Raw genomic sequence first — 25,380 nt, 5'->3', positions numbered from 1 at the left:
CCGGTGGACACCTTTGCTTTGGTCGTGACCGTCCTGGTCGCGTTCGCCTTCACCTACACCAACGGCTTCCACGACTCCGCGAACGCGATCGCGACCTCCGTCTCGACCCGGGCGCTCACGCCGCGCGCGGCGCTCGCGATGGCCGCCGTCATGAACCTCGCCGGTGCCTTCCTCGGCAACGGCGTCGCGAAGACGGTCAGCGAGGGCATCATCGACACCCCGCACGGCGACAAGGGGATGTGGATCCTGTTCGCCGCGCTCGTGGGCGCGGTCGTGTGGAACCTCGTGACCTGGTACTTCGGGCTGCCTTCCTCGTCCTCGCACGCGCTGTTCGGCGGGATGGTCGGGGCGGCGCTCGCGGGCGGGATCGGGGTCATGTGGTCCGGGGTGATCGACAAGATCGTCATCCCGATGTTCCTCTCGCCGCTCGTCGGTCTCGTCGTCGGCTACCTCGTGATGTGCGCGATCCTGTGGCTGTTCCGCAAGTCGAACCCGCACCGGGCCAAGCGCGGTTTCCGTATCGCGCAGACCGTCTCGGCCGCCGCGATGGCGCTCGGGCACGGGCTCCAGGACGCGCAGAAGACGATGGGCATCGTCGTGCTCGCGCTCGTCATCGCCGATGTCGAGGACCAGGGCGACGCGATCCCGGTGTGGGTCAAGATCGCCTGTGCGCTCATGCTCTCGCTCGGTACGTACGCGGGTGGCTGGCGCATCATGCGCACGCTCGGCCGCAAGATCATCGAGTTGGACCCGCCGCAGGGCTTCGCCGCCGAGACGACCGGCGCGTCGATCATGTTCACGACCGCGTTCCTCTTCCACGCGCCCATCTCGACGACCCACGTGATCACCTCGGCGATCATGGGCGTCGGCGCGACGAAGCGGGTCAACGCGGTGCGGTGGGGCGTCGCGAAGAACATCGTGCTCGGCTGGTTCATCACGATGCCGGCGGCGGCGATCGTGGCGGCGGTGTCGTTCTGGGTCGTGAACTTCCTGTTCTTGTGACCTCGTGATCTCGGGTGTGCGGGGTCTCGTCCCCGCCCCCGCCGCCAAGGCGCCTCCCTCTGCGGGGGGCGCCTTTTGCGTTGTCCCCCGCCCGGCGCCGTTCGCGAAACGGAACCCTGTTCCGTACAGTGGGCGGAACGAGGTTCCGTTTCGATCGGGAAGGCGTGTTCCCATGTCGCAGCAGTCGCAGCAGTCGTGGTCGTCTCAGCAGCACCCCATCGGTTCGCCCTTCGGGGCCGCCGCCACCGCGGGGGAGGTGCTTGCGGGGGTCGATCTGCGGGGGAGGAGCGTGGTGGTCACCGGGGGGCACCAGGGGATCGGGTTCGAGGTGACGCGGGCGCTCGCGGGGGCCGGGGTGGAGGTGCTGGTCGGGGCGCGGAGTCCGGAGCGGGCCGCGGAGAAGGTCGCGGGGATCGCCGGGGTGGAGGTCGACCGGCTCGATCTCGTCGACCCGGGGTCCGTGGACGCGTTCGTCGGGCGGCGGCTCGCCGCCGGGCGGCCCGTCGACGTGCTCGTCAACTGCGCCGCCGTCGCCCCGCCCGCCGAGCGGACCCTCGACGCGGACGGGCACGAGATCCAGTTCGCGACGAGTCACCTCGGGCCCTTCCGGCTCACCCTCGGGCTGCTCCCCCTGCTGCGCGCCGCGCGAGGGGCGCGGGTCGTCAACGTGTCCTCCGGCGCGCAGCGGATGGGGGCGATCCGCTGGGACGACCCCGACTTCACGACCGGCTACCACCCCGGTGCCGCCTACGCGCAGGCCAAGCGCGCCAACGTGCTCTTCGCCGTCGAGCTGGACCGGCGCTGGGCCGCCGGGGGCGTGCGGGGGTACGCCGTGCACCCGGGGGTCGTGATCGGGACGAGTCTCAACAACCGTCCCGAGGACCGGGAGGCGTACCGGGCGCAGGGGCTCCTGGACGAGGAGGGCAGGCCCGTCATCGATCCCGAGACCGGGAAGAAGACGCCCGCTCAGGGGGCGGCCACCGTCGTCTTCGCCGCCGCGAGCCCGCTGCTCGACGGGATCGGCGGCGTGTACCTGAAAGACTGCGAGGTGTCCGTCGTGGACGGGGAGGACCGGCCGCTCACCGCCGACAGCATCCCCGCCGAGGTCCACCCCGACTCGATCGACCCCGAGGCGGCGCGGAGGCTGTGGGAGCTGACGGAGCAGATGCTCGCCCGCTGAGCCGGTCGCTGAGCCGCCCGGGGTCCGCGCCGGGCCCGCGCCGGGCCGACGCCGGAGACCGGGCGGCGCCGACTCCTGCCCCGGCCCGCACCTGGCTCGCCACGTACAAGGCCCGCCCGCCACCGGAGAGGCCCGCTCGCCGCCTACGAGGCCCGCGCCAGGCACGAGGCCCGCCGGCCCCGCGAAGGCCCTCCGGCTCCGCGAACGGCTCTCCCGCCCCGCGAACGGCCCTCCGGCTCCGCGAACGGCGCTCCCGCCCCGCGAACGGCTCGCCCGCCCCGCGATCCGCCCCGCGATCCGCCCCGTACGAGACGCCCCCCGCAGGGAAGAGCCCGCCCCGGCCTGTCGTCGGGGCGGGCTCCTCGTGTCCTCCGTGGTGGCACCGCCATGCAGCACCGCGAAGGGGTCCGGTGGGCCGGCGGCTCAGCCGAAGCGGCCCGAGATGTAGTCCTCCGTCGCCTGGACCGAGGGGTTGGAGAAGATCCGCTGGGTGTCGTCGATCTCGATGAGGCGGCCGGGCTGGCCCACCGCCGAGAGGTTGAAGAAGGCCGTGCGGTCCGAGACGCGCGCCGCCTGCTGCATGTTGTGCGTGACGATCACGATGGTGAAGCGTTCCTTCAGCTCGCCTATCAGGTCCTCGATCGCGAGCGTCGAGATCGGGTCGAGCGCCGAGCAGGGCTCGTCCATGAGGAGGACCTGCGGCTCGACCGCGATCGCCCGCGCGATGCACAGGCGCTGCTGCTGGCCGCCGGAGAGGCCCGCGCCCGGCTTGTTGAGGCGGTCCTTGACCTCGTTCCAGAGGTTGGCGCCCTGGAGCGACTTCTCGACGACGTCGTTCAGCTCGGACTTCTTGTAGGAGCCGTTGAGCTTGAGGCCCGCCGCGACGTTGTCGAAGATCGACATCGTCGGGAAGGGGTTCGGGCGCTGGAAGACCATGCCGATCGTGCGGCGTACCGCGACCGGGTCGACCTGGTTCCCGTACAGGTCCTCGTCGTCCAGGAGGACCTTGCCCTCGACGCGACCGCCCGGGGTCACCTCGTGCATCCGGTTCAGGGTCCGCAGGAAGGTGGACTTGCCGCAGCCCGAGGGGCCGATGAAGGCCGTGACGGAGCGGGGCTCGACGGTCATCGAGATGTCCTCGATCGCCTTGTGGGCCCCGTAGTACGCGGTCAGTCCGCTGACATCGATGCGCTTGGCCATGGGTTCACTGCTTCTTTCGTACGGGGCGCGCCGGGCCGGGCGCGCGGGGGGCGCTCACCACGCCCCCGGGGAACGGCCGCCTCGGCGACCGGAGGTCTGCGTGGTCAGCGACCGGAGGACTGGGGGGCCTTCCACCGGGCGAGCGCGCGGGCCGCCAGGTTGAGGACCATCACGAAGGCGATCAGCGTGAGGGCCGCCGCCCAGGCGCGGTCGTAGGAGGCTCCGTAGCCGCCGCTCGTCGCGTACTGCTGGTAGATGTACAGCGGCAGGGAGGACTGGCCGCCGTGGAAGGGGTCCATGTTGATGTACGAGGAACCCCAGACCAGGAGCAGGACGGGCGCGGTCTCGCCCGCGATACGCGCGATCGCGAGCATGACGCCGGTCGTGATGCCGCCGATCGACGTGGGCAGCACGACCTTCAGGATCGTGCGCCACTTCGGCACGCCGAGCGCGAGGGACGCCTCGCGCAGCTCGTTCGGCACGAGCTTCAGCATCTCCTCCGTCGAGCGGACGACGACCGGGATCATCAGGATCGCCAGCGCGAGGGAGCCGGCGAAGCCGAAGGGCTCCGCCTTGAGGAGGAGCATCAGGCTCAGGATGAACAGGCCCGCGACGATCGACGGGATGCCCGTCATGACGTCGACGAAGAAGGTGACCGTCTTGGCGAGCTTCCCGCGTCCGTACTCGACGAGGTAGACGGCGGTGAGCAGCCCCACGGGCGCGGCCATGACCGTCGCGAGGCCGACCTGCTCGACCGAGCCGACGATCGCGTGGTAGATGCCGCCGCCCTCGTCCATCGAGCTGATGTTGACCATCGAGTGCGTCAGGAAGTACGGGTCCAGGACCTTCACGCCGCGCTTGACGGTCTCCCACACGAGCGAGGCGAGCGGGATGAAGGCGGCGAGGAAGGCCACCCAGACGACGCTCGTGACGAGGCGGTCCTTCGCCTGGCGGCGGCCCTCGACGCGGGCGGCGAGCGCGTAGCCGCCGAAGACGAAGAGGAGCGCGGCGATCAGGCCCCACTGCACCTTCGAGTCGAGTCCGGCCGCGACGCCGACGAGGCACGCGAGGAGGACCGAGGCGGCGGCGACGGCGAGGTCGGACCAGCGGGGCAGGCGCGCGGCCCGCAGCGAACCGGTCCGCTCGCTCCGTCCGTGCGTGCCCGTGTGCTGCGGCGCGGACTGGCCGCCCGCCGGGTTCTGGTCGTGGCTCATGCGTCGGCCCCCGAGTACTCCTTGCGGCGGGCGATGATGGCCCGCGCGGCTCCGTTGACGAGGAGCGTGATGACGAAGAGGACGAGCCCGGAGGCGATGAGCGCGTCACGGCCCTCGACGCTGGCCTCGCTGAACTTGCTCGCGATGTTCTGCGCGAAGGTGCCGCCGCCCGGGTCGAGGAGGCTCGACTGGATGGTGAAGCCCGGCGAGAGCACGGTCGCGACGGCCATCGTCTCGCCGAGCGCGCGGCCGAGGCCGAGCATCGACGCGGAGATCACGCCGGAGCGGCCGAAGGGCAGGACCGCGGTGCGGACCACCTCCCAGCGCGTCGCGCCGAGCGCGAGCGCGGCCTCCTCGTGCGCCTGCGGGACCTGCCGGAAGACCTCGCGGCTCACGTTGGTCACGATCGGCAGGATCATGATCGCGAGCAGGATGCCGACGGTCAGGAGTGAGCGCGGCGCGCCGCCCTGCCAGGAGAAGATCCCGGTCCAGCCGAGGTACTGGTCGAGCCAGCCGAAGAGCCCGTTGAGGTGCGGCACGAGGACGAGGGCGCCCCAGAGTCCGTACACGATCGACGGCACGGCGGCGAGCAGGTCGATGACGTAGCTGATGGGGCCGCGCGCGGCGCGGGGGGCGTAGTGCGTGAGGAAGAGCGCGATGCCGACCGAGACGGGCACGGCGAGGGCCATCGCGATGACCGAGGAGACGACCGTGCCGAAGGCGAGCACGGCGATGCCGAAGACCGGCGGCATCGCGGTCGGGTTCCACTCGAAGGTCGTGAAGAAGTTGCCGTGGTTCTTCGTGAGGATCAGCGAGGAACGGTAGGCGAGGAAGACGGCGATGGCCGCCATCACGACGAGGAGGAGGATGCCGGAGCCGCGCGAGAGGCCGAGGAAGACGCGGTCGCCGAGGTGGCGGGAACCGCGCGCCTTCCCGGGCTCCGCCCTCCTGCCGTCGTCCTTCGGACGGACGGGGCCGGGCTGCGGGGCTGCGGGAGTCGGTGGGGCGGCGGGCGGGCCGCCGGGGGCGGGGGTCGTGGGTATGTCCATGGGGTTTCTCCGGTCTGCGGACCCGCTCCCGGCGAGGATCACGTCTCACGGGGGAGGGGGCTTGCTGGCGGCGGTGCACCGGACGGTGCGGGCGGCCCGGTGGGGGCCGCCCGCACGCGGGGTCAGCTGAGGGAGGTGATGGTCTCGCGGACCTTGGCGATGATCGCGTCCGGGATCGGGGCGTAGCCGGCGTCGGCGAGCTGGCCCTGGCCGTCCTCGCTCGCGATGTAGTTGAGGAAGGACTTCGTGGCGGGCAGGCTCTCCGCCTTGTTGCCCTTCTCGCAGGCGATCTCGTACGTCACGAGGGTGATCGGGTAGGCGCCGTCGGCGGAGGGGTTGTAGTCCAGCTCCAGGGCGAGGTCCTTGCCCTTGCCGGCGACCTTAGCGGCGGCGATCGCCTTCGAGGCGTTCTCCGTCGTGGCCTTGACCGGCTCGGCGGCCTTCGTCTTGATGTCGACGGTCTTGATGCCGTCGGTCGCGTAGGACAGCTCGAAGTACGAGATCGCGCCGGCCGTCTGCTTGACCTGCTGCGCGAGGCCGGAGGAGCCCTGGGCGGACTGGCCGCCCTTGGCCTGCCACGCCTTGCCGCCCTCGTACTTCCAGTCACCGGGGGCGACGGCCTTCAGGTACTTCGTGAAGTTGTCCGTCGTGCCGGACTCGTCCGAGCGGTGGAACGCCTGGATCTTCGTGGACGGGAGCTTCGCGTCCGGGTTGAGGGCCTTGATCTCCTTGTCGTTCCAGGTGGAGATCTTGCCGTCGAAGATGTGCGCGAGGGTCTTCGCGTCGAGGACGAGGTTGTCGACGCCCGGGACGTTGTAGCCGATCGCGATGGGGCCGCCGACCATGGGCAGGTCGATGGCCTGCGAGTCCTTGCAGACGTCGGCGGACTTGGTGATCTCCTCCGGCTTGAGCGCGGAGTCCGAGCCGGCGAAGGCGGTACGGCCCTGGAGGAAGGCGGTCACACCGGCGCCCGAGCCGTCCGGGGAGTAGTTGATCCGCACGTCCTTGCACGCGGCCGTAAAGCTCTTCACCCAGGCGTCGATCGCGTTCTGCTGCGCGCTGGACCCCGAGGCGAGCAGCTCGCCCTTGGCGTCCGAGCAGTCGATGTCCGAGGACGAGGAGGGCGCGGCGGCGGCCGAGCTGTCCTTGCTCGTGTCGCCGTTGCCGGGGCCGCTGCTCGTGTCGTCCGAGCCGCACGCCGTGAGGGCCAGGGCGCCGGACACGGCGACGACGCCGAGGGAGAGCGCCCGCAGCCGGTTCTTGCGCTGAAGCTTCACTGTTGGGGTGTTCCTTCCGGGAGCCGGGACCCTGCGGAAGGGCTCGGCGGTGGCTTGGTCGGGGTCTTTGCGAACCTCGTGAGGCCGAAAGTAGGCAGCGGAAGTGACCAGGCGTTCCGGGAAGAGTGAACGGGAGTTGAACCGTGAAGGTATGGCGGGTTGCCCCTGGCGGGGCAGGTCGCGGGCGGTTCGCGAACGGGTCGCCGACGGTTCGCCGACGGGAGGGGGAGTGGGGCGGGGGACCGGGTGGGGTGCGGTACGGGGCTCTGGCGGGACGCGGTCAGGGCTCTGGCGGGACGTGGTCCGGGGGCGTGGCGCCGACCGGGGGCGGCGGCCAGGCGCGAGCCCGGGGCGTGGCGCCGACCGGGGCGGCGGTCTGGCGGGGCTGGGGGGTGATGCCCCGCGTCCCGCCCCGCCCCGCCCGGCGCTGAGCCCGCGTCCCGCCCTGCTCGGCGCCCAGCCCCGCCCCGTTACTTCGTGCTCACCCCCACGCCGTCCCCCTCCAGACGGACGTGGATGCCCTCCTTCGTCACCCGGACGTCGGAGAGGTTGACGTCCCCCGTCTGCGTCGGCAGCTCGGGGAGGTGGAAGCCGAGGGTGAGCCGGTCGGCGAGCTGGGGGCGGGTGAGGGTGGAGAGCGAGGTGAGGAGCCCGGGGTCGAGACCGAGGCGGCGCAGGAGCTCGGGGTGGTCGAGGGCCGCGTCGACGAGGTTGATCCGCATGAGGTCGTGGACGAAACGGGGCGTGCCCGTCACCTCGTGCAGCTTGTCGTCGCTGCGCAGCGCGGCGCCGACCGCCGAGGGCGGGACGCCGAGGCGGCGGGTGATCTCGCGCACCCCGAAGAGCGCCTTCACCTTCGCGGTCTGTTCGCGCAGCGCCTGCGCGCTCTTCTCGGTCAGGTGCAGCCCGTCCGCCGGACCCGTGCCCGGCCGGAACGTGGCCAGGTCGCCCAGGCTGAGCCGGATGCCGCCGATCTCCGTGCGGATGCCCCGGGCGCCGTCGCGCGTGATGCGGGCGTCGGCCCGTACCCGTACGTCGTGGCCCGCGACCGGGAGCGTGCCGCGCGCGAGGACGCGGTCACGGCCGGTGCCGGAGAAGGTGACCTGACTGGCGCCGAGTTCGCGGTTGAGGTCGTCGAAGGAGAGCAGCACCTCGCCGCGCACCTTGCCCGCGAACGCGCCCTTCAGGCTCGTCGGCAGATCCCCGCTGAGACGGATGTCGTCGGCCGTCGCGCTGACCTTCGCGAGCGAGACGCGGTCGGCCGCCACGTCCGGGACCGTCACCGTGACCGAGCCGAGGTGCTTGCCGAGCACCTGTGTGACGAACGGGAACCCCCCGATGCTCACCTCGGGCGTCGCCTCCAGGTGCATCGCGTCCTTCAGCTTCTCCGCCGCCGTGTGCTCCGCGTACAGCACGGCCCAGCGGTCGCCGAGCGCGAGGAAGGCGAGCAGCGTGACGAGCGCGATGACCGCCTTGAGCGCGAAGGGGATGCCCGCGAAGCGGAAGAAGAGGCGGGGCCTGCGGCGGTGGTCGGGCGCGGACCAGGGCGCCCCCTCGTCGTCCGCGCCCGCGAACGGCGGCTCCTCGGGACGGAGGAAGTCGTCCAGCGGCCCGGCCAGCTCGCCGAGCTCCTCGTACGGGTTCGGAGCCGCGCGGCCCCCGTACGGATGGGGGGCGGCCGGGCGCTCGCAGGGAGCGGGAGCGGTCCGGGACTCGTACGGACCGGGGGCGGCCTGGCGCTCGTACGGACCGGGAGCGGCCTGGTGCCCGTACGGAGCCGGAGCGGCCTGGTGCCCGTACGGACCGGGGACGGTTTCCAGCCGCCGCGTGTCCGGGGTGGGGGGCTCGTGCGCGGGCTCGGACGGGTGGTCAGGGGTGGTGCGGTCGGTCATGCGGTGGGGGGAACGCATCGGCGCAGTCCACCACAGCGGCGGGTGGCGGTCGCAAGTGCGCTTCCCCCGTTGTCCGCATATGCCGGGTGCTTGTGCGCGGAGTCGTCACGAGGTCTTCGCGGCTCGTACGGAACCATGGCCGAATCCGCGCGGCGGGGCCGTCGCCGCTACTCCGCCTCCCCCGGCGGGCGGACCGGAGCCCCCGGGATGGTGATCGTCGCGAGAGTGCCGGGCTCGCCGTCCGGGGCCGGGGCGAGCGTGACCGTACCGCCCACGTCCTGCACCGTGCGGGCGACGATCGACAGGCCGAGGCCCGAGCCGGGGAGGGAGCGGGCGGAGGGCGAGCGCCAGAAGCGGTCGAAGACGTGCGGCAGGTCCTCGGCGGGGATGCCGGGCCCGTGGTCGCGCACCGTCAGCGCGCCGCGCTCCAGGCGGACGCGGATCACACCGCCCTCCGGGCTGAACTTCACCGCGTTGTCCAGGATGTTGACCACGGCGCGCTCCAGCGGGGCCCGGTGCGCGCGCACGAACCACGGGCCCAGCTCGGCGTCGATCGTCAGGTGCGGGCCGCGCAGCCGCGCGCGGGCGAGCGCCGTCTCGGCGACGTCGTGCAGACCGACGATCTCCAGGGGCCCCTGCTGGCGCGCGTCCGGCCGGGACAGCTCCTGGAGGTCGCCGATGAGAGCGGCGAGTTCCGTCATCTGCGCCTTGACCGATTCGAGCAGTTCGCGGCGGTCGTCCGGCGGGATCGCGCGGCCCGTCTGCTCGCTGCGGACGAGGAGTTCGATGTTGGTGCGCAGCGAGGTCAGCGGGGTGCGCAGCTCGTGGCCCGCGTCCGCGATGAGCTGGCGTTGCAGCTCGTGCGAGGCCGCGAGCGAGGCCGTCATGCTGTTGAACGAGCGCGACAGGCGCGCGATCTCGTCGTCCCCCTCGACGGGGATACGGGTCGTGAGGTCCTCGGTGCGCGCGATGTGCTCGGCGGCGCGGCTCAGATCGTCCACCGGGCGCAGCCCCGTCCGCGCGACCCACAGCCCGGCGGCCCCCGCGCCGATGACGCCGACGCCGGAGACGAGGAGCAGGATCAGCGCGAGTTCGTTGAGCGTGTCGCGGGTGTCCTTGAGCGGGACGGCGATCTGCACGGCGCGCCCGGCGAGCAACTGCTGGCTGTTCAGCGCGACCGGGAGGGTCAGGACGCGCACGTCGCGGCCGTCCGTCGTGGTGCCGTCGCGGGTCTGCGGGCGACGGCCCTCGGGGTCGGCGGCGAGGTCGCGGTCGGCGGCGGTGACGCGCACGACGCCCGTCGAGCCGTCGGCCACGCACGGGTGGTCGGAGTCGACGCTCACGATCTGGAGGTACATCGGCGCGGACGGCGGGCGCTGCGAGGAGTCCTGCGCGGGCGGCTCGGAGTTGCAGGGGCCCGCGACCGTCTGCACCCACGACAGGTGCACCCGGCCCGCCTGGTCCTTGAGCTGCGAGTCGACCTCGTCGTACAGCTTGCCGCGGACGAGGAACCAGCAGGTCACCGACACGGCGGCGACCGCGAGGGCCACGGCGGCGGCCGACAGGAGGGACAGCCGCGAGCGCAGCGGGAGCGCGCGGAAGCGGCGGACGACGCGGTTCACTCGCCGCCGCCGCGCAGCACGTAGCCGACGCCGCGCACGGTGTGCACGAGGCGCGGCTCCCCGCCCGCCTCCGTCTTGCGGCGCAGATACATGACGTAGACGTCGAGGGAGTTGGAGGACGGCTCGAAGTCGAAGCCCCACACGGTCTTGAGGATCTGCTCGCGCGTGAGGACCTGGCGCGGGTGGGCGAGGAACATCTCCAGGAGCGTGAACTCGGTACGGGTCAGCTCGACGGCGCGGCCCCCGCGCGTCACCTCGCGCGTCGCGAGGTTCATGCGCAGGTCGCCGAAGGCCAGGGTCTCCTCGTCGTCGGCGGCCTGCTGCGCGACCGCGTACGAGGAGCGGCGCAGCAGGGCGCGGATGCGGGCGAACAGCTCGTCCAGCTCGAAGGGCTTGACGAGGTAGTCGTCGGCCCCGGCGTCGAGACCGGTCACGCGGTCGCCGACCGTGTCGCGCGCGGTGAGCATCAGGACGGGCACGGTCGAGCCGGTGGCGCGCAGGCGGCGGGCGGCGGTGAGGCCGTCCATGCCGGGCATCTGGATGTCCAGGACGACGAGGTCCGGCGGGGTCGCGGCGGCCTTCTGGAGGGCTTCGTGCCCGTCGGCCGCGACCTCGACGCCGTACCCCTCGAAGACGAGCGAGCGGCGCAGCGCCTCCCGGACGGCGGGTTCGTCGTCCACGACGAGGATGCGCTGCTGCCGCTGCTCGCGGTCGCCTTCCTGCGGACTCATCGCTTCCTGCTCCTCGGTCTGCTCGGTTCCTGTGCGCGGGTGGGTGCGCGGGGTCGTCACGGTGTACGCGCCGGTGACGACGGCGCCCAGCCTGCCACGCCAGGGGCCGGGCGGGCCGTTCAGTCCTGTGCGCCGGAGCGCAGCTTGGCCAGGTCGGCCTTCACGGTGTTGACGGGGATCGCGAAGCCGAGGCCGACGCTGCCGGCGTCCGAGGAGGAGGACTGACCGCCGCTCGACGCGGCCGAGTACATCGCCGAGTTGATGCCGACGATCGCGCCGTTCATGTCGATGAGGGCGCCGCCCGAGTTGCCCGGGTTGAGCGAGGCGTCGGTCTGGATCGCCTTGTACGTGGTCGTGCTGTCGCCCGTGTCGCCGTTGAACTGCTCGCCGCCGAACTGGAAGGGCCACGAGTCGTCGCCGCCGCTCCCGAAGCCCTGGCCCTGCCGGCCCTGGCCCTGGCCCTGGCTCTGGCTCTGGCTCTGCGAGCCGCCGCTCTCCTTCGCGACCGTGACGTCGCGGTCGAGCGCCGAGACGATGCCGCTGGTCACGGTGCCGCTCAGGCCCTCGGGGGAGCCGATCGCCACGACGTTGTCGCCGACCTGGAGGTTGTCGGAGTTGCCGAGCGTCGCGGCCTTGAGGCCCGAGGCGTTCTTCAGCTTGATGAGCGCGAGGTCCTTCGAGCTGTCCGTGCCGACGACCTCGGCGGTGTAGCTCTTGCCGTTCTTCAGCGCGACCTTGATCTGCTGGGCGCCGGAGATGACGTGGTTGTTGGTGACGATCTCGCCGTTCGACGTGATGACGACGCCCGCGCCCGTCGACTGGCCCGCGTTCGAGGTGGCGCTGATCTCGACGACGGCGGGGCTCACGGCGGAGGCGACGCCCGCGACCGTGCCCTTGCTCGACTCGGAGACCGTCGTGCCGCTCACCGTCGTGACGGTGTTGCCGCCGTCGCCGCCGCCGAGCTGCTGGAGCCCGTACGAGGTGGCGCCGCCGACCACCGCGGCGGCGACCGCGACGGCCGTGAGGATGCCGCCGGGCCCGCGCAGCCGGAGCCGCCTGCGGGAGCGGGCCGGGGCCGCGGGGGACTCGACCGGGTAGGCGTAGGGATCGGGCTCGTACGCGGGCGGCGGCGGGTACGAGGCCGGGTTCGCTGCGGACGGGGTGCTGGGGCCGTACGAGTTCTCGGTCATGTGTCCCAGCGTGTCCGCGGATCATGAGAGGTCCCTGAGACGGGACTGAGAAGGACGGCAGAAGCCTGTTTGCCCGATGTAAAGGTGTGCCCCGTCCGCGTCCGTCACCGCTTCCGGGCCGGCGCCGCAGGTGTCAGTGGCACCCGCACGAGCGTCGGATCACCAGTCGGGACGGGTACACCTTCAGCCGTTCGCGGCGGGGGGAGGTGACGCGGAGGGCGTCGTCGAGGACGAGGTCGACGGCCGCGCGGGCCATCGCCGTGCGGTCGGAGGCGACCGTGGTCAGGGGCGGGTCGGTGAGGGCCGCCTCCTTGACGTCGTCGAAGCCCGCCACCGCGAGTTCGCCGGGGACGTCGATGCGCAGTTCGCGGGCCGCGCGCAGGATGCCGATCGCCTGGTCGTCCGTCGCGCAGACGAGGGCCGGGGGCCGGTCCGGGCCCGCGAGGAGTTCGAGGCCGACCTTGTAGGCGTCGTAGCGGTTGTACGGGCTCTGGAAGAGGCGGCCCTCGGTCGGCAGGCCCGCCTCCGTCATCGCGCGGCGCCAGCCCTCGATGTGGTCCGAGACCGGGTCGCCCTCGGCCGGGGTCTGCTCCGTACCGCCGAGGCAGGCCACGTAGGGGGCGCCGTGTTCCAGGAGGTGGCGGGTCGCGAGCTGCGCTCCGCCGACGTCGTCGGTGACGACCGCGACGTCGTCGATCGGGGAGGGGCGGCGGTGCAGCAGCACGATCCGCGCGTCCCACGCGTCGATCTCGGCGGCGGCGGTCTCGCTCGGCCCCTGCGAGACGAGGATGAGCCCCGCGACGCGCATCCCGAGGAAGGCCCGCAGGTAGTGGACCTCGCGGGCGTCCGCGTAGTCCGAGTTGCCGACCAGGACCATCTTCCCGCGCTCGGAGGCCGCCTGTTCGACCGCGTGCGCCATCTCCGCGAAGAACGGCTGGCGCGCGTCCGGCACGATGAGCCCTATGAGGTCGGTGCGGCGCGAGGCCATCGCCTGCGCGACCCGGTCGGGCCGGTAGCCCAGCTCCTTGATCGCGGCGAGCACCCGCTCGCGTGTTGCCGGGGCGACCGGCCGGGGTCCGTTGTTGATGACGTAGCTCACGACGGCGGTCGAAGTCCCCGCCCGCCGCGCCACGTCGTCCCGCGTCACCTTGGCCACGCCGGGCAGTCTACGCGGGGTGAAAGCGCTGCCCAGGGCCCGGAGAGGACCGCCCGGGAGCGCAAAAAGGACGTAAACCCCCGTGGTGGGGGCGGCCTTCCGGAGGAGACCGGAGGGCCGCCCCCACCACGGGGACGCGGAGCGGTTCAGCTCTTGGCCGGGGCCGTGGCCCTGACCTCGCTCTTCTCGGCGGCGTCGGCCTCGTCCCGCGCGCTCGCGGCCCCATCCGCCACGGACGGCCCGGCGGCGCTCTTCTCCGTCCGTTCGCGTTCCGGCTTCTCAGGAGTCACGAAGCGGTATCCCACATTGCGGACAGTGCCGATGAGGGATTCGTGCTCGGGGCCGAGCTTGGCGCGCAGCCGCCGCACGTGGACGTCCACGGTGCGGGTGCCGCCGAAGTAGTCGTACCCCCACACCTCCTGCAGCAGCTGGGCGCGCGTGAAGACGCGCCCCGGGTGCTGCGCGAGGTACTTGAGCAGCTCGAACTCCTTGAAGGTCAGGTCGAGGACCCTGCCCTTGAGCTTCGCGCTGTAGGTGGCCTCGTCGACGGAGAGGTCGCCGTTGCGGATCTCCATGGGGCTGTCGTCGGCGGCGTTCTGGCGGCGGCCCGTCGCGAGCCGCAGCCGCGCCTCGACCTCGGCGGGGCCCGCCGTGTCGAGGAGGACGTCGTCGACGCCCCAGTCCGCCGTGACGGCCGCGAGGCCGCCCTCGGTGACGACGAGCAGGAGGGGACAACCGGGCCCGGTGGACCGCAGGAGCTGGCACAGGGAGCGCACCTGCGGCAGGTCGCGGCGGCCGTCGACGAGGATCACGTCGGCGCCCGGGGTGTCCACGAGCGCGGGCCCCTCGGCGGGCGCGACGCGGACGTTGTGCAGGAGCAGGCCCAGCGCGGGCAGGACCTCCGTGGACGGCTGGAGGGCGTTGGTCAGGAGGAGCAGGGAACTCATCGGAGGCCACCTGCCTCCGTGGTCGTGCGGGGCCGGCTGGAATGGTGTGCGTCTCGCTCGCCCATCACAGGTTCCTCCTCGGTACCGATGGGTCCCCGGCCGGTGAGCGGCCGGGATATGCGGCACTTCTTCGTACGGGGAAGCCGCGGGCCCCCGCGTCCCCGGGGAGCCCCGTGCCCTCGCGGCCCGGTGTACACACCCGGTGGGGGCCGGTCGTATACAACGCGCCGGAAAGCACGAAAGGACCCGGGGGCTTCGCTGCCCAGGTCCTCTGCCGAGGAGAATAGCCCACATGAGCGCGACGACGGCAGGTTCCGGACCTGTAGGACCGGTCACGGAGGGGGCCGGGGCGCACGGCCCGCGCAGGGCGCGCGCCAGTCTGCGGGCGGCCGACGGGGTACGGATCGACGCGGCGTACGAGCCGGGTCCAGGGCCGGTCGGGGGACCCGTCGTCGTCCTCGCGCACGGCTTCACGGGCGATCTGGACCGGCCCCACGTCCGGCGCGCCGCGCACGCCCTCGCCCGCCACGCGGCGGTCGTCACCTTCTCCTTCCGGGGCCACGGGCGCTCCGGGGGCCGTTCGACGGTGGGCGACAGCGAGGTGCTCGACCTCGCCGCCGCCGTCACCTGGGCGCGTTCGCTCGGACACAGCCGCGTCATCACGCTCGGATTCTCGATGGGCGGCTCCGTCGTCCTGCGCCACGCGGGCCTGCACGGGCTCGCGCGGCTGAGGGCGGAAGCGCCCGGAACGGCGCGCGGAACGGGGCCGGGCACGGCCGGAGCGGCGCCCGGCACGGCCGGAGCGGCGCCCCTCGCGGGGGGAACGGCGCCCGGTACGAACGAGGGGCGCACAGAAGCGCGGGGCGGGGCACAGGGGGCGGAAACCGCTCCGGAGGCCCCCGCCGGGCCGCAAGCCCCGCCGGGACCGGGCTCCGGACCCGTACCCCCCGTCGCGCCCGCCGCCCTCCCCGTGCCCCTCTCCGAGGCCGACCGCCTCGTCTTCGCCGGGGGCCGCGCCGACCGCACCGATCTCGTCATCGCCGTCAGCTCCCCGGCCCGCTGGTACTACCGGGGTACGGCGCCCATGCGGCGCCTGCACTGGCTCGTGACCCGGCGGCTCGGGCGCACCGTGGGACGGCTCGGCTTCCGGACCCGGATCAGGCCGGGCGACTGGGACCCCGTACCGCTCTCGCCGACCGCGCTCGCCCCGTACATCGCCCCCGTGCCGCTGCTGCTCGTGCACGGCGACCGCGACCCCTACTTCCCGCTCGACCACCCGCGCGCGCTCCAGCGGGCCGCGGGGACGCACGGCGAGCTGTGGATCGAGCGCGGGATGGGGCACGCGGAGAACGCGACGGACGAGGCGCTGCTCGGGCGGCTGTGGCGGTGGGCGGAGCGGACCGGGGGCGGGGCCGGGGCATGATGGGAGCCCCGCGCGTGCGGGGTGGAGCGGAGAGGGGCGCGGCGTGGCAGTGGGCACGGTGCGGTACTGGGCGGCGGCGAAGGCCGCGGCCGGGACCGCCGAGGAGCCGTACGAGGCGACGACGCTCGCGGAGGCCCTGACGGCGGTCCGCGTCCGCCATCCGGGAGAGCTGGTCCGGGTCCTGGACCGCTCCTCCTTCCTCGTCGACGGGAATCCCGTCGGGAGCCGTCCGCATGAGACGGTACGTCTGGCCGAGGGCGGCACGGTCGAGGTGCTCCCGCCGTTCGCAGGAGGGTGAACCCCACACCATGAGCAATCAGCCGTACGACCCCTACGGGCCCGCGCAGCCCCGGCCCCAGGAGCAGTGGCCCACCGGCGAGCAGCCCGGACAGGGGCAGCAGCAGGGCGACATGCAGCAGACCCAGACCTGGCAGGCGCCGACCTGGGAGACCTCCGTGCAGCCGGTGGTGCCGCCCGAGTCGGCGGCCGAGGCGACGGCGTACCTCCCGCCCGTGCCGCCCGCCGAGCCCGTCCGGCCCGCCCCGCCCGCTCCGTTCGTCCCGCCCGCCCAGGCCGCCCCGCCCGTCCCGTACGAGGAGCCTTCGCCGGGACCGTACGGGAGCGATCCCTACGTCTCGCAGGGCGGGACCGGTCTCCCGCAGGGCGGACCCGGCTTCGCGGCGTACGGGCAGCCGGAGACGTACGGGCAGCAGGGGCAGGGGCCGGAGCAGGGGTACGCGTACGGGGCGTACACGCCGCCGCCCGGACCCTCGCCCGTGCCGCCCGCCGCGCCGGTGACGGAACCGCCCGTGCCGGCCGCCGCTCCCGCGGAGCCTCTTGCCGCTCCCGCGGAGCCCCTCGCCGCCCCGGCGGGGGCCGGACCCGGCTTCGGGCCCGCGACGCTCGCCGGGAACACGCGGATCTCCGACGCGCAGCGCGCCCGCGCCGAGGGCCGCTCGCCGATCATCTATCCCGGGACGCAGCCCGCCGCGCTCACCGCCGCGCTCGCGCTGCTCCTCGCGGGCGGCGCGGCGCTCGGCTCGTACGCGCTGCTCCTGCCGCTCGTCGTGCTCCAGGCCGTCACGGCCGCCGGGTGGTTCCGGCTCAACGGGATGTGGCCCGCGCGGCAGGGCATCGCGCTCGCCTTCCTCGGCGGGGTCGTCGCCGACATCGGGGTCCTCTCGGCCGACTCCGGGCCCGGCGCGATCATCGGCGCGGCCGGGGTGTGGGTGCTGCTGTGCGTCGTGCTCCAACTGCGCAGCCACGCCTCGCCGGACGAGCGGCTGTACGGGCTCATGGCGACCGTCGTCTCCTCCGCGCTCGCCGTGTGCGGGGCGGGGTTCCTCGCGGCGGACTCGGGGGCCGTGGTCGCCGGGGCCCTCGGGGTGGCGGGGGCGATCGTGGCGCGCGGCGTGCGGTTGCCGCTGCCCGCGTCCTTCCTCGCGGCGGTCGTCGTGGGGGTCGTGGCGGGCGTACTCGGCGGGGCGGTCGGCGGCCTGGGGGCCGGGGCGGGCGCGGTGGTCGGGCTCGCGGCGGCGCTCTGTGCGGTGGTGGGGCACCGGGTGGCCTCGTACGACTACCCGTCGCGGTTCGTGCACATGACGGCGGGGGTCGCTCTGCCGTTGGCCGTGGCGGCGCCGGTCGTGTGGTGGCTCGGGGCGCTTGTGGCGTGAACCGCTGCCGGAGCGGCTCGATTCTGATGCGGCCCGACTGGTGCGCGGTCCGGATTGGGTGGCGGGTCGGATGAATCCTGGGGGTAACCGTTCGTCATGCGTCTTCTGCGAATAGTCGTCGTGCTCGTCGTCCTCCTCGGTGGGGGCGGTCTTCTCGCCGACCGGTGGGCGCACCACCGGGCCGAGGCGGAGGCCGCCGAGCGGGTCCAGGAGCGGGAGGGCGTCGAGAGCGCCGACGTGGGCATCCGGGGGTTCCCGTTCCTCACGCAGGTCGTCTCCGGGCGGATGGAGCGCGTCGATGTCCGCATGGACGGGTACCGGGCGCGGACCGAGCAGGGGCGGGTCAGGGTCGCGCGGATCGATGCCGCGCTGCGCGGGGTGCGGTTCGAGGACGACTACGAGCGGGCGCGGGTCGAGAACGTGTCCGGGAGCGCCCGGATCTCGTACCGGGACCTCGTGAAGTCCCTCGGCGGCGAGGAGATACCCGTCGCCTCCGGCGTCACCGCGAAGGTCGCCTCGCTCAAGGACGGCGGCAAGGGCCGGATCGCCGTCGGCGTCGAGGGCAGCGTCCTCGGCCACGAACTCCCGGGGGCCTTCACCGTGCTGTGCACCGTCTCGCTCAAGGGCGGCGACCGCTTCGTCCTCCACGCCGACAGCCTCCCCGACCTCGGCATCCCGCTGCCCGGCAAGGCCGGGCAGGCCCTCGACATCGAGCAGAAGGTCAGCGACCTGCCCGAAGGGCTGCGCCTGGACTCCGTACGGGCCGCGAGCGACGGCATGCGCGTGCGGTTCTCGGGGAAGGACCTCGACCTGCGCGAGGACGCGCGCTGAGCTGCGATGCCCGCATGGCGGACGACATCGTCTCATCATGCGAACGGACGGTGACATGTCCCGGAATCGGTCCCTACGATCGTTCCCATGACGCACCAGGCGGACCTCACGAAGCGGCGGGCAGTGGACCTGTGCCGCGTCGCCGCCATGCTCTGTCGCCTTTCCTGACGCCCGCGCGGGCCGCGATCCCGTTCCGAGGGCCCCGAAGCCGTACGCGACAACAGTGCGCGACGCCTCCGGCCCCGCCCCTCCCGCGCGATCCGCGCTCCCGCCCGTACGGCCGCACCGCCCCGTACATCCCGCACTTCGCGCACCCCTGCCGGGCACAGCCCGCCCGCATCCCGCACGACGGAGGAGAAGAGTATGAGCCGCAGTGACGTCCTGGTCGACGCCGACTGGGTCGAGGCCCACATCGACGACCCGAAGGTGGTCGTCGTCGAGGTCGACGAGGACACCTCGGCCTACGACAAGAACCACATCAAGAACGCCGTCAAGATCGACTGGAAGACGGACCTCCAGGACCCGGTGCGCCGCGACTTCATCGACCAGGAGGGCTTCGAGAAGCTGCTCTCCGCGCGCGGCATCGCGAACGACGACACCGTCGTCCTCTACGGTGGCAACAACAACTGGTTCGCGAGCTACGCGTACTGGTACTTCAAGCTCTACGGCCACCAGGACGTCAAGCTCCTCGACGGCGGGCGCAAGAAGTGGGAGCTGGACTCCCGCGACCTCGTCGACGGCTCCGAGGTCCCGGCCCGCCCGGCGACGACGTACACCGCGCGGGCGCAGGACACCTCGATCCGCGCCTTCCGCGAGGACGTCGTCAGCGCGATCGGCGCCGAGAACCTCGTCGACGTGCGCTCGCCCGACGAGTTCAGCGGCAAGCTGCTCGCCCCCGCGCACCTGCCGCAGGAGCAGTCGCAGCGTCCGGGCCACGTGCCGAGCGCCCGCAACATCCCGTGGTCGAAGAACGCCAACGACGACGGCACCTTCAAGTCGGACGAAGAGCTGAAGGCCCTCTACGCCGAGGAGCAGGTCGACCTCGACAAGGACACGATCGCCTACTGCCGCATCGGCGAGCGCTCGGCCCTCACGTGGTTCGTCCTGCACGAGCTGCTCGAGGTCCCGAACGTCCGCAACTACGACGGTTCCTGGACCGAGTACGGCAGCCTCGTCGGCGTGCCGATCGAGCTCGGCGCCGCGAAGTAGTCCCCGGGGACCACGCACTCCCGCGTGGTCCTCACGTACCACCCACCCCGACCCGCTACAGGAGTAGTTCATGTGTGGAGCGAAGGCCGGCGGCCCCGACGCCTCGACGATCAAGCCCGGTGAGACGACGATCCAGGGGCAGGTGACCCGCGACGGCGAGCCCGTCGCCGGGTACGTGCGGCTCCTCGACTCGACGGGCGAGTTCACCGCCGAGGTCCCGACCTCCGCGACCGGGCAGTTCCGCTTCTACGCGGCCGAGGGGACCTGGACCGTGCGCGCCCTCGTCCCCGGCGCCACGGCGGACCGTACCGTCGTCGCGCAGCAGGGCGGGCTCGCGGAGGTCGCGATCGCGGTCTGAGCGGGCTGAGCCCGGCCGAGCGGACTGAGCGGTCCGGGTCGGCTGAGCGGTCCGGGTCGGCCGAGCGGTCCGAGCGGTCTTGAGCAGGCGGTACGGCCCCCGCGGGTGACGCGCGGGGGCCACGAGTCGGCCGGAGGGCCGTGCCCCAGGGGGTTGGACGCTTCCTGACAGTCCGGGCACGGCCCTTCGCGCCGTCCGGGGGCCCGCCGCGCGTGCCGTCCTCCTCCGGGCGTCCTACCGTGGAGGGATGTACACGCGACGGCGACGGGCCTACTTCCTCATGATGGGGATCTGCCTCGTCCTCTTCGTCTCCGCCTGGGCCTTCGTCCGCATCTGGTCCGTCCCGGCGGCCATCGGCATGTGCGTCGTCGCCCTCGTCATCCCGCCCGTCGCAGCCATCGTCGCCAACCGGCGCGGCCCCGAGGACCGCTGGTGGGACGAGAAGGACGGGGAGGACGGGAAGGAGGACGAGGACCCGCGCCGCCGTCGCCGCTGAGCCCGCTCCCCCCATGGTGGGCACACCGCCCGGTGAGGGTCCGCACTGCGGTCGCGCTGACGCCCGAGGCGCGGTCAGGCCTGCGGGAGTTCGTGCGCGTGCTGGCCGAGGAGGCGGGGACCCGCGCCCCGGCATGCGTCCTGCTCACCGCCGACGTCAACGCGGCCGTCAGCGAGCGCGCGCGGCTGCTCGGCCTCGTACCCGGGCCGCGCGCGCTGTATCTCGGGCTGGCGCTCCTCCAGGCCAGGAGTTCGCGGCCGACCGGCTCGCCGCGCGCCTCGCGGGCCGTACCGCGACCGCCTCGGCGCTGCGCGAACTCCCCGCGCTCGAAGGCTCTTCGCCTACCACCTCGACCGCTACGCCCTCGCCGGCACCGATCGGGGACTGCTCCCGCCGCGCGGCGAAGTCTTCGGCGGGTACGGGCGGCTGCTCGACGCCCGGCAGCTCGAACTCGTGCACATGAGAACCGAGTTGCCCGACGAACCGGCCTCGCCGTACGACTCGCACCCGCCGCTCGCCGCGCGCGTGCGCCATATCGAGGAGCTGCCCGAGGACGGGCGCACCGACGAGGGCAGGCCGGGACGGGCTCACCGCGCGTGGCACTGGGCCGGGGCGGGACGGGCTCACCGCGCGTGGCGCCGGGCCCCGGCGGGACGGGCTCACAGCGCGTGGGTCCCGTCCCGCTCCGTGCTCGCCGGGCCTGATCAGTACACGAGCGCCTGGACGCCGTCCTTCATGATCTCGCTCACGAAGACCTGCGCCCCCGCGATCCGCACGCCCTCCAGGACGTCCTTCTGCCCGATGTCCCTGCGCGCCGCGCACTGCGTGCACAGCGTGATCGTGCCGCCGGCCAGGATCGCCTCGATCAGGTCGGGCAGCGGTGCCGAGTGCGGGAGTGCGAACTCCGCCGCGCGGCCCGGCAGCGCGAACCACGCCGACTCGCCCGTGAGCCACAGCGAGACCTCGACCCCGCTCGCCGCCGCCACCGAGGCGACCGTGAACGCCTGCGAGCAGCGCTCGGGCGCGTCCGCGCCCGCCGTCACCTTGATCACCAGCTTTTTTGCCATGGCCGAATCGTAACCGTGCGGTGTACAACTCCCCCGGGGAACTGTGGGTCTTCTGTGCGCGGAGTCGCACAGTGCATCCACTGTTTCTGACGAGAACCCACTTTTTCCGACACCTTGGGGGGATCGCGTGAACCTGCGCGGACGCAGGCAGCGAGACGAAGAGGGGGAGCCGGGCACGCCCGCGGCTCCCGGCAGCCGCCGCCCACGCGGAGCGACCACGCTGCTGCTCGTCGCCGCCGCTGTACTCGGCCTCGGCGGCGGTACGGCCTACGGGTACCACGTCCAGGCGGACCGCCACCCGAAGCCGCTCCCGCCGCTGGCCCAGTCCGGGCTGAGCTACCCGAAGAAGGCGCTCCCGGCCGACGCGAAGGGCTCCCACCCGCCCCTGGAGGAGAACCAGGACCACCAACTCGTCTACCGCGGCGGCCTGGACCGGCTCCTGCTGCCGCTGCCGAAGGGGTGGCGGCAGGACGAGGAAGGACACAAGACGTTCGGCGAAGGCTTCGACCGCTCGGGCGACCTGGCGCTGAACGTTTACGACTACGTGTACCCGGCCGAGGTGCTTGAGGAGGAACTCGTCCGCGGGTTCGCCCGCATCGCGGGTGACGACTGGAGCGGGCCCGGCGAACTCAGCGGTCAGATAAGGCTGGTGGACTACGCGCCCCGCTCCCGGGCGCAGGCGAGAAACGTCGCGTCGGACAGGGCCGGGGGCATCACGATGGACGAGACCTACCAGGACGTCAGGACCCTGAACGGGCCGCCCGGGGTCCGGATCTTCACCTGGAAGGAGCCCGCCGAGGCGGGGTACGCCCCCTCCTGGTCCGGCAGGGTGATCGGTTCCCGGGGCTCCGTCCTCATCGACCTGACGTTCTGGGACAACAAGCCGCTCGACGAAAAGCTGCTCATGGGGCTCGCGAAGAAGCAGTGGGAGCGGCTGTGAACGACTACGAGAAGAACGAGATCGGCGTGACCGGCGAGGCCGCCGACAACGGTGACACCGGAACGGCTCCCGGGCCTGCGGAAGTGAACGTCGCGCACAGTGCCACGCCGGAGCCCGCCCCCGTACCGGCGCCCGACCCGGCCGGGCCCACCGATCCCGCACCACCCGTCGGCTCCGCCTCCCGCCGCCCCCGTCTCCGTACCGCCCTCACCTACGCCCTTCCCGTACTCGTCCTCCTCGGTTCCGGCATCGGTTCCCTCGCCTACGCGAAGTCGAGCGCCGACGGCGCGGATCGCACCGTCGTCACGAATTTGTGGGATCGCGAGGAGGAAGGCCCCGCGAGGCCGGAGAGCGACTTCGGCAAGGGCAGTACCCACGGGCAGTTGCGGCGCCAGCTGCTGCCGGTGCCGGACGGCTACGCGCTCGGCCCGTACGTGAGCAAGGACGGGAACGATGTCGAACTCGGCTCCCGCCAGATCGGCGATCTCCTCTCCTCGGTTGGGGACGACCCCGAGAGCAAGCGTCTCGAGAAGCTGCTGCGCGAAGCGGCGCCGCGCGCGCTTGCGATGCGCAGCTACGTGACGCCCGAGAAGGACGCCGTCTACTTCGTCACGCTCTCGCAGAGCAAGGAGGGCAGCTCGGCGGTCGCCAATCTGGCGGCGACGACGAAGGCCCTGAAGGGCGCACAGACCAAGGGACCGAAGGTGCCCGGACACGCTCAGGACGCCGCGTGCTTCGTGGTACCCGAGAAGGAGAACTGGAAGGGCGTGAAGAGCGGCGTCGGCGGGTTGACCTGCCTCGGTACGCACGGCGATCTCGTCGCCTCCCTGGAGGTCACGGGCTCCACCCCGCTCGACAAGAGCGCCGCCACCCGCTTCTTCGCCCGCCAGCTCGACCGCCTCAAGTCCACGGGGACCGCCGTATGACCGACCAGCTCCACTCGCCCGTCCCGGCCGAGCCGAAGGCCGAGCCCGCCACCACCGGGCCCGCCACCACCGTGCCCGCGCTCGCGGAGCCCGCGTCCGCCGGGCCCGCGTCCGCCGGGCCCGCGCCCGCTGAGCCCTCTGCCGAACCTTCGGCCGTCTCCGCCGAGCGCGGGGACGAGCGGACGACCGAGGCCGCCGAGCCCCAGGTCGTTCCCGTCGAGCCCCCCGCGACCCCCCCCGTATCCCGCTGCGCGAGCGTCGCGGGCCGCGCGCCGCCGTGCGCTGGGGCCTCGCCGTCGTGCTGTGCGCGGGCCTCGCCGGCGGCTCCGCCGCGTACGTCACTTCGCTCCACCGCGCGGACGTGCCGGGGCTCTCGACGAAGAGCGACGGCCGCTGGGACTACTCCGAGCTGTCGCTGCCCGCGCTGCGCACCGACGAGCCGAAGCCGGGAGACCGCGCCAACACGGCGGGGACCCACTTCGCCGATCCTCGCGACCTGCTGCTCCCCGCTCCTGCGGGCGCGAAGACGGACAAGGCGCTGCCCGGCGGCGTCGTCCCGGTGGACCGCTTCCTCACGGAATACGGGAAGGACGAACGCGCCACGCTTCGCGACGCCCTCGACGTGACCGGGCTGCGCCAGGTCACGGCGCGCGGCTGGACGATGCCCGACGGCACTCACGCGCGGGTCTACCTGCTGCGTTTCCCCGGAGCCGGATACGCGGCCTCCTTCCTCGGCGAGGACCTCGGTGCGAGGGCGCAGGCCCCCGCCATCGAACCGCGCGGGTCCTCGCTCAGTACGCGTGATCCCGGCTGGGAGCCCTTCCCGGCGGCATACGAGGCGGGCTCGGGGATGGCGTATGCGGAGGAGGCCCCCTTCGGCGCCCGCCAGATCCGGCACGGTTACCTGCGGATGGGGGACACGGTCGCCCTGATGATCACCGACCACCCCGGCCGCACCCCCGCCGTCCCCTTCCGCCAGATGATGATCCTCCAGGGCCAGCTCCTGGCCTGAGCCGTGCGAGGGCGGCCGATACCGCCACCCGGCCGCCCTCGCCCCCACCCCTGCCCGCGCCTCCGATTAAGCTGAGTGCCGCCCGACCACCGGGCCCCGCGCGCACGCGGTCAGCCCCTCCCAAGGAGCACTCCATGCTTGAGGCCATCTACACGACTCTCCTCGTGCTCGTCTGCGTCGGCGTCCTCGCCTTCGCCGGCCTCTCGCTGAAGAAGCTGTACCAGGGCCAGCGCTGACCGCGTCCCGCCACCGCCGCGCACGGGCCGCACCGCCCGGTGCGCAGGGCACCCCGAGCCACCGCCGTACACCGAGAGATCGCTGAGCACGCACGCCATGATCGAGATCCCCTCCGACCTCCACCGTGACCTCGTCCCCCTCGCCTGGCTCCTCGGCGACTGGGCCGGCGCGGGCGTCTTCGACTTCCCCGGCGCCGAGAAGTGCAATTTCGGGCAGGAGCTCTCCTTCAGCCACGACGGCAGGGACTTCCTGGAGTACACCTCGCACAGCTGGGTCCTCGACAAGGACGGCAACAAGGTGGGCCCGCTGGAGTCCGAGTCGGGTTTCTGGCGGATCGGCAAGGACCGCCAGGTCGAGACCGTCATGACGCGTGACACCGGGGTCGTCGAGGTCTGGTACGGGCAGCTCGCCGAGGGCAAGCCGCAGATCGACCTCGTCACGGACGCCGTGGCCCGCGTCGAGGCGGCCGAGCCGTACAGCGGCGGCAAGCGCCTGTACGGGTACGTCAACGGCGACCTGCTGTGGGTCGGCGAGAAGCAGACCCCCGAGGTCAGCCTGCGCCCGTACATGTCCGCGCAGCTCAAGAAGGTCGTGAGCCCCGAGCAGGTCGCCGAGATGGCCCGCAACCTGCCGGACATGCCGGACGACGGCATCGCGTTCTTCAAGTAGGCCCCGCGGCACTCCCGCCCGCGGTCCGTCGCACGGGGCCGGGACCGCCTTTTCGCGGTCCGGTCCCGCTTCGCGCGCC

The 25,380-nt window shown here is 73.0% G+C and carries 25 protein-coding genes; 14 read left to right on the top strand and 11 right to left on the bottom strand.

What is annotated here, in order from left to right:
- Positions 1-3 precede the first annotated feature (3 nt).
- Positions 4-1,002, top strand: coding sequence for an inorganic phosphate transporter (locus tag STTU_RS14565; protein WP_043255219.1), 999 nt, complete (start codon positions 4-6; stop codon positions 1,000-1,002).
- 172 nt (positions 1,003-1,174) lie between these two features.
- The gene (locus STTU_RS14560; RefSeq protein ID WP_007824139.1) at positions 1,175-2,182 is read left to right on the top strand and encodes an SDR family NAD(P)-dependent oxidoreductase; all 1,008 of its coding nucleotides are present in this window, start codon (positions 1,175-1,177) and stop codon (positions 2,180-2,182) included.
- A gap of 423 nt (positions 2,183-2,605) precedes the next feature.
- On the opposite strand, the gene pstB is transcribed toward STTU_RS14560, so the two are convergent.
- From pstB to STTU_RS14510, 10 genes are all read right to left on the bottom strand, one after another.
- Entirely contained in the window at positions 2,606-3,382 is a 777-nt protein-coding gene (gene pstB / locus STTU_RS14555) for a phosphate ABC transporter ATP-binding protein PstB (protein WP_007824138.1), read from the bottom strand.
- A gap of 104 nt (positions 3,383-3,486) precedes the next feature.
- Positions 3,487-4,596: a phosphate ABC transporter permease PstA gene (gene pstA / locus STTU_RS14550; RefSeq protein WP_043255217.1), complete on the bottom strand. Its 1,110-nt coding sequence runs from the start codon at positions 4,594-4,596 to the stop codon at positions 3,487-3,489.
- Positions 4,593-5,645: a phosphate ABC transporter permease subunit PstC gene (pstC, locus tag STTU_RS14545; RefSeq protein WP_007824134.1), complete on the bottom strand. Its 1,053-nt coding sequence runs from the start codon at positions 5,643-5,645 to the stop codon at positions 4,593-4,595. The genes pstA and pstC overlap by 4 nt, the downstream gene beginning before the upstream one ends.
- Positions 5,646-5,767: 122 nt before the next feature.
- Positions 5,768-6,922, bottom strand: a complete 1,155-nt coding sequence (gene pstS, locus STTU_RS14540) for a phosphate ABC transporter substrate-binding protein PstS (protein ID WP_007824131.1) — start codon at positions 6,920-6,922, stop codon at positions 5,768-5,770.
- 470 nt (positions 6,923-7,392) lie between these two features.
- Positions 7,393-8,832, bottom strand: coding sequence for a DUF2993 domain-containing protein (locus STTU_RS14535; RefSeq protein ID WP_043255215.1), 1,440 nt, complete (start codon positions 8,830-8,832; stop codon positions 7,393-7,395).
- Positions 8,833-8,981: 149 nt separating this feature from the next.
- Entirely contained in the window at positions 8,982-10,436 is a 1,455-nt protein-coding gene (locus tag STTU_RS14530) for a HAMP domain-containing sensor histidine kinase (protein ID WP_009067601.1), read from the bottom strand.
- Complete coding sequence (locus STTU_RS14525; RefSeq protein ID WP_009067602.1) at positions 10,433-11,167, bottom strand: response regulator transcription factor; 735 nt, start codon at positions 11,165-11,167, stop codon at positions 10,433-10,435. Before STTU_RS14525 ends, STTU_RS14530 begins: the two co-directional genes overlap by 4 nt.
- A 119-nt stretch (positions 11,168-11,286) precedes the next feature.
- Positions 11,287-12,357, bottom strand: a complete 1,071-nt coding sequence (locus tag STTU_RS14520; RefSeq protein WP_007824124.1) for a S1C family serine protease — start codon at positions 12,355-12,357, stop codon at positions 11,287-11,289.
- 133 nt (positions 12,358-12,490) lie between these two features.
- Complete coding sequence (locus tag STTU_RS14515) at positions 12,491-13,513, bottom strand: LacI family DNA-binding transcriptional regulator (protein WP_007824122.1); 1,023 nt, start codon at positions 13,511-13,513, stop codon at positions 12,491-12,493.
- A gap of 146 nt (positions 13,514-13,659) precedes the next feature.
- Complete coding sequence (locus tag STTU_RS14510; protein ID WP_007824120.1) at positions 13,660-14,460, bottom strand: winged helix-turn-helix transcriptional regulator; 801 nt, start codon at positions 14,458-14,460, stop codon at positions 13,660-13,662.
- 292 nt (positions 14,461-14,752) lie between these two features.
- Here STTU_RS14510 and STTU_RS14505 point away from each other — a divergent pair, with 292 nt between their 5' ends.
- The 8 genes from STTU_RS14505 to STTU_RS14475 all read left to right on the top strand — a co-directional run bounded on the left by STTU_RS14505 (position 14,753) and on the right by STTU_RS14475 (position 20,450).
- Positions 14,753-15,883, top strand: coding sequence for an alpha/beta hydrolase (locus STTU_RS14505; RefSeq protein ID WP_007824117.1), 1,131 nt, complete (start codon positions 14,753-14,755; stop codon positions 15,881-15,883).
- Between the two features lie 43 nt (positions 15,884-15,926).
- A complete protein-coding gene (locus STTU_RS14500; RefSeq protein WP_009067609.1) occupies positions 15,927-16,181 on the top strand; it encodes a MoaD/ThiS family protein in 255 nt (84 codons plus the stop codon).
- Positions 16,182-16,191: 10 nt separating this feature from the next.
- Positions 16,192-17,556, top strand: a complete 1,365-nt coding sequence (locus STTU_RS14495; protein ID WP_007824111.1) for a hypothetical protein — start codon at positions 16,192-16,194, stop codon at positions 17,554-17,556.
- 96 nt (positions 17,557-17,652) lie between these two features.
- Complete coding sequence (locus STTU_RS14490) at positions 17,653-18,387, top strand: DUF2993 domain-containing protein (RefSeq protein ID WP_007824108.1); 735 nt, start codon at positions 17,653-17,655, stop codon at positions 18,385-18,387.
- 87 nt (positions 18,388-18,474) lie between these two features.
- Positions 18,475-18,555 (top strand): Ms5788A family Cys-rich leader peptide, encoded by an 81-nt coding sequence (locus tag STTU_RS36195; RefSeq protein WP_356236317.1) that lies wholly within the window; start codon positions 18,475-18,477, stop codon positions 18,553-18,555.
- Between the two features lie 195 nt (positions 18,556-18,750).
- Positions 18,751-19,596, top strand: coding sequence for a sulfurtransferase (locus STTU_RS14485; protein WP_007824093.1), 846 nt, complete (start codon positions 18,751-18,753; stop codon positions 19,594-19,596).
- Between the two features lie 70 nt (positions 19,597-19,666).
- A complete protein-coding gene (locus STTU_RS14480; protein WP_007824091.1) occupies positions 19,667-19,954 on the top strand; it encodes a DUF1416 domain-containing protein in 288 nt (95 codons plus the stop codon).
- Between the two features lie 247 nt (positions 19,955-20,201).
- A complete protein-coding gene (locus STTU_RS14475; RefSeq protein WP_007824089.1) occupies positions 20,202-20,450 on the top strand; it encodes a DUF3099 domain-containing protein in 249 nt (82 codons plus the stop codon).
- Positions 20,451-21,154: 704 nt separating this feature from the next.
- On the opposite strand, the gene STTU_RS14470 is transcribed toward STTU_RS14475, so the two are convergent.
- The gene (locus STTU_RS14470; protein ID WP_007824084.1) at positions 21,155-21,517 is read right to left on the bottom strand and encodes a DsrE family protein; all 363 of its coding nucleotides are present in this window, start codon (positions 21,515-21,517) and stop codon (positions 21,155-21,157) included.
- A 127-nt stretch (positions 21,518-21,644) separates the two neighbouring features.
- Between STTU_RS14470 and STTU_RS14465 the strand changes: the two genes are divergently transcribed.
- From STTU_RS14465 to STTU_RS14445, 4 genes are all read left to right on the top strand, one after another.
- Positions 21,645-22,457, top strand: a complete 813-nt coding sequence (locus STTU_RS14465) for a hypothetical protein (protein ID WP_007824082.1) — start codon at positions 21,645-21,647, stop codon at positions 22,455-22,457.
- Positions 22,454-23,383: a hypothetical protein gene (locus tag STTU_RS14460; protein WP_043255211.1), complete on the top strand. Its 930-nt coding sequence runs from the start codon at positions 22,454-22,456 to the stop codon at positions 23,381-23,383. Before STTU_RS14465 ends, STTU_RS14460 begins: the two co-directional genes overlap by 4 nt.
- 277 nt (positions 23,384-23,660) lie before the next feature.
- Positions 23,661-24,395: a hypothetical protein gene (locus STTU_RS14455; RefSeq protein ID WP_007824068.1), complete on the top strand. Its 735-nt coding sequence runs from the start codon at positions 23,661-23,663 to the stop codon at positions 24,393-24,395.
- Between the two features lie 333 nt (positions 24,396-24,728).
- Positions 24,729-25,301 carry an FABP family protein gene (locus tag STTU_RS14445; RefSeq protein WP_007824064.1) on the top strand — a complete coding sequence of 191 codons (573 nt, stop codon included), beginning with the start codon at positions 24,729-24,731 and terminating at the stop codon, positions 25,299-25,301.
- Positions 25,302-25,380 lie beyond the last annotated feature (79 nt).

Source organism: Streptomyces sp. Tu6071 (assembly GCF_000213055.1).
GTDB classification, from domain to species: Bacteria; Actinomycetota; Actinomycetes; order Streptomycetales; family Streptomycetaceae; genus Streptomyces; species Streptomyces evansiae.
Note: the sequence above shows the minus strand (reverse complement) of the source record. Positions and strands in the feature narration are given on the sequence as shown.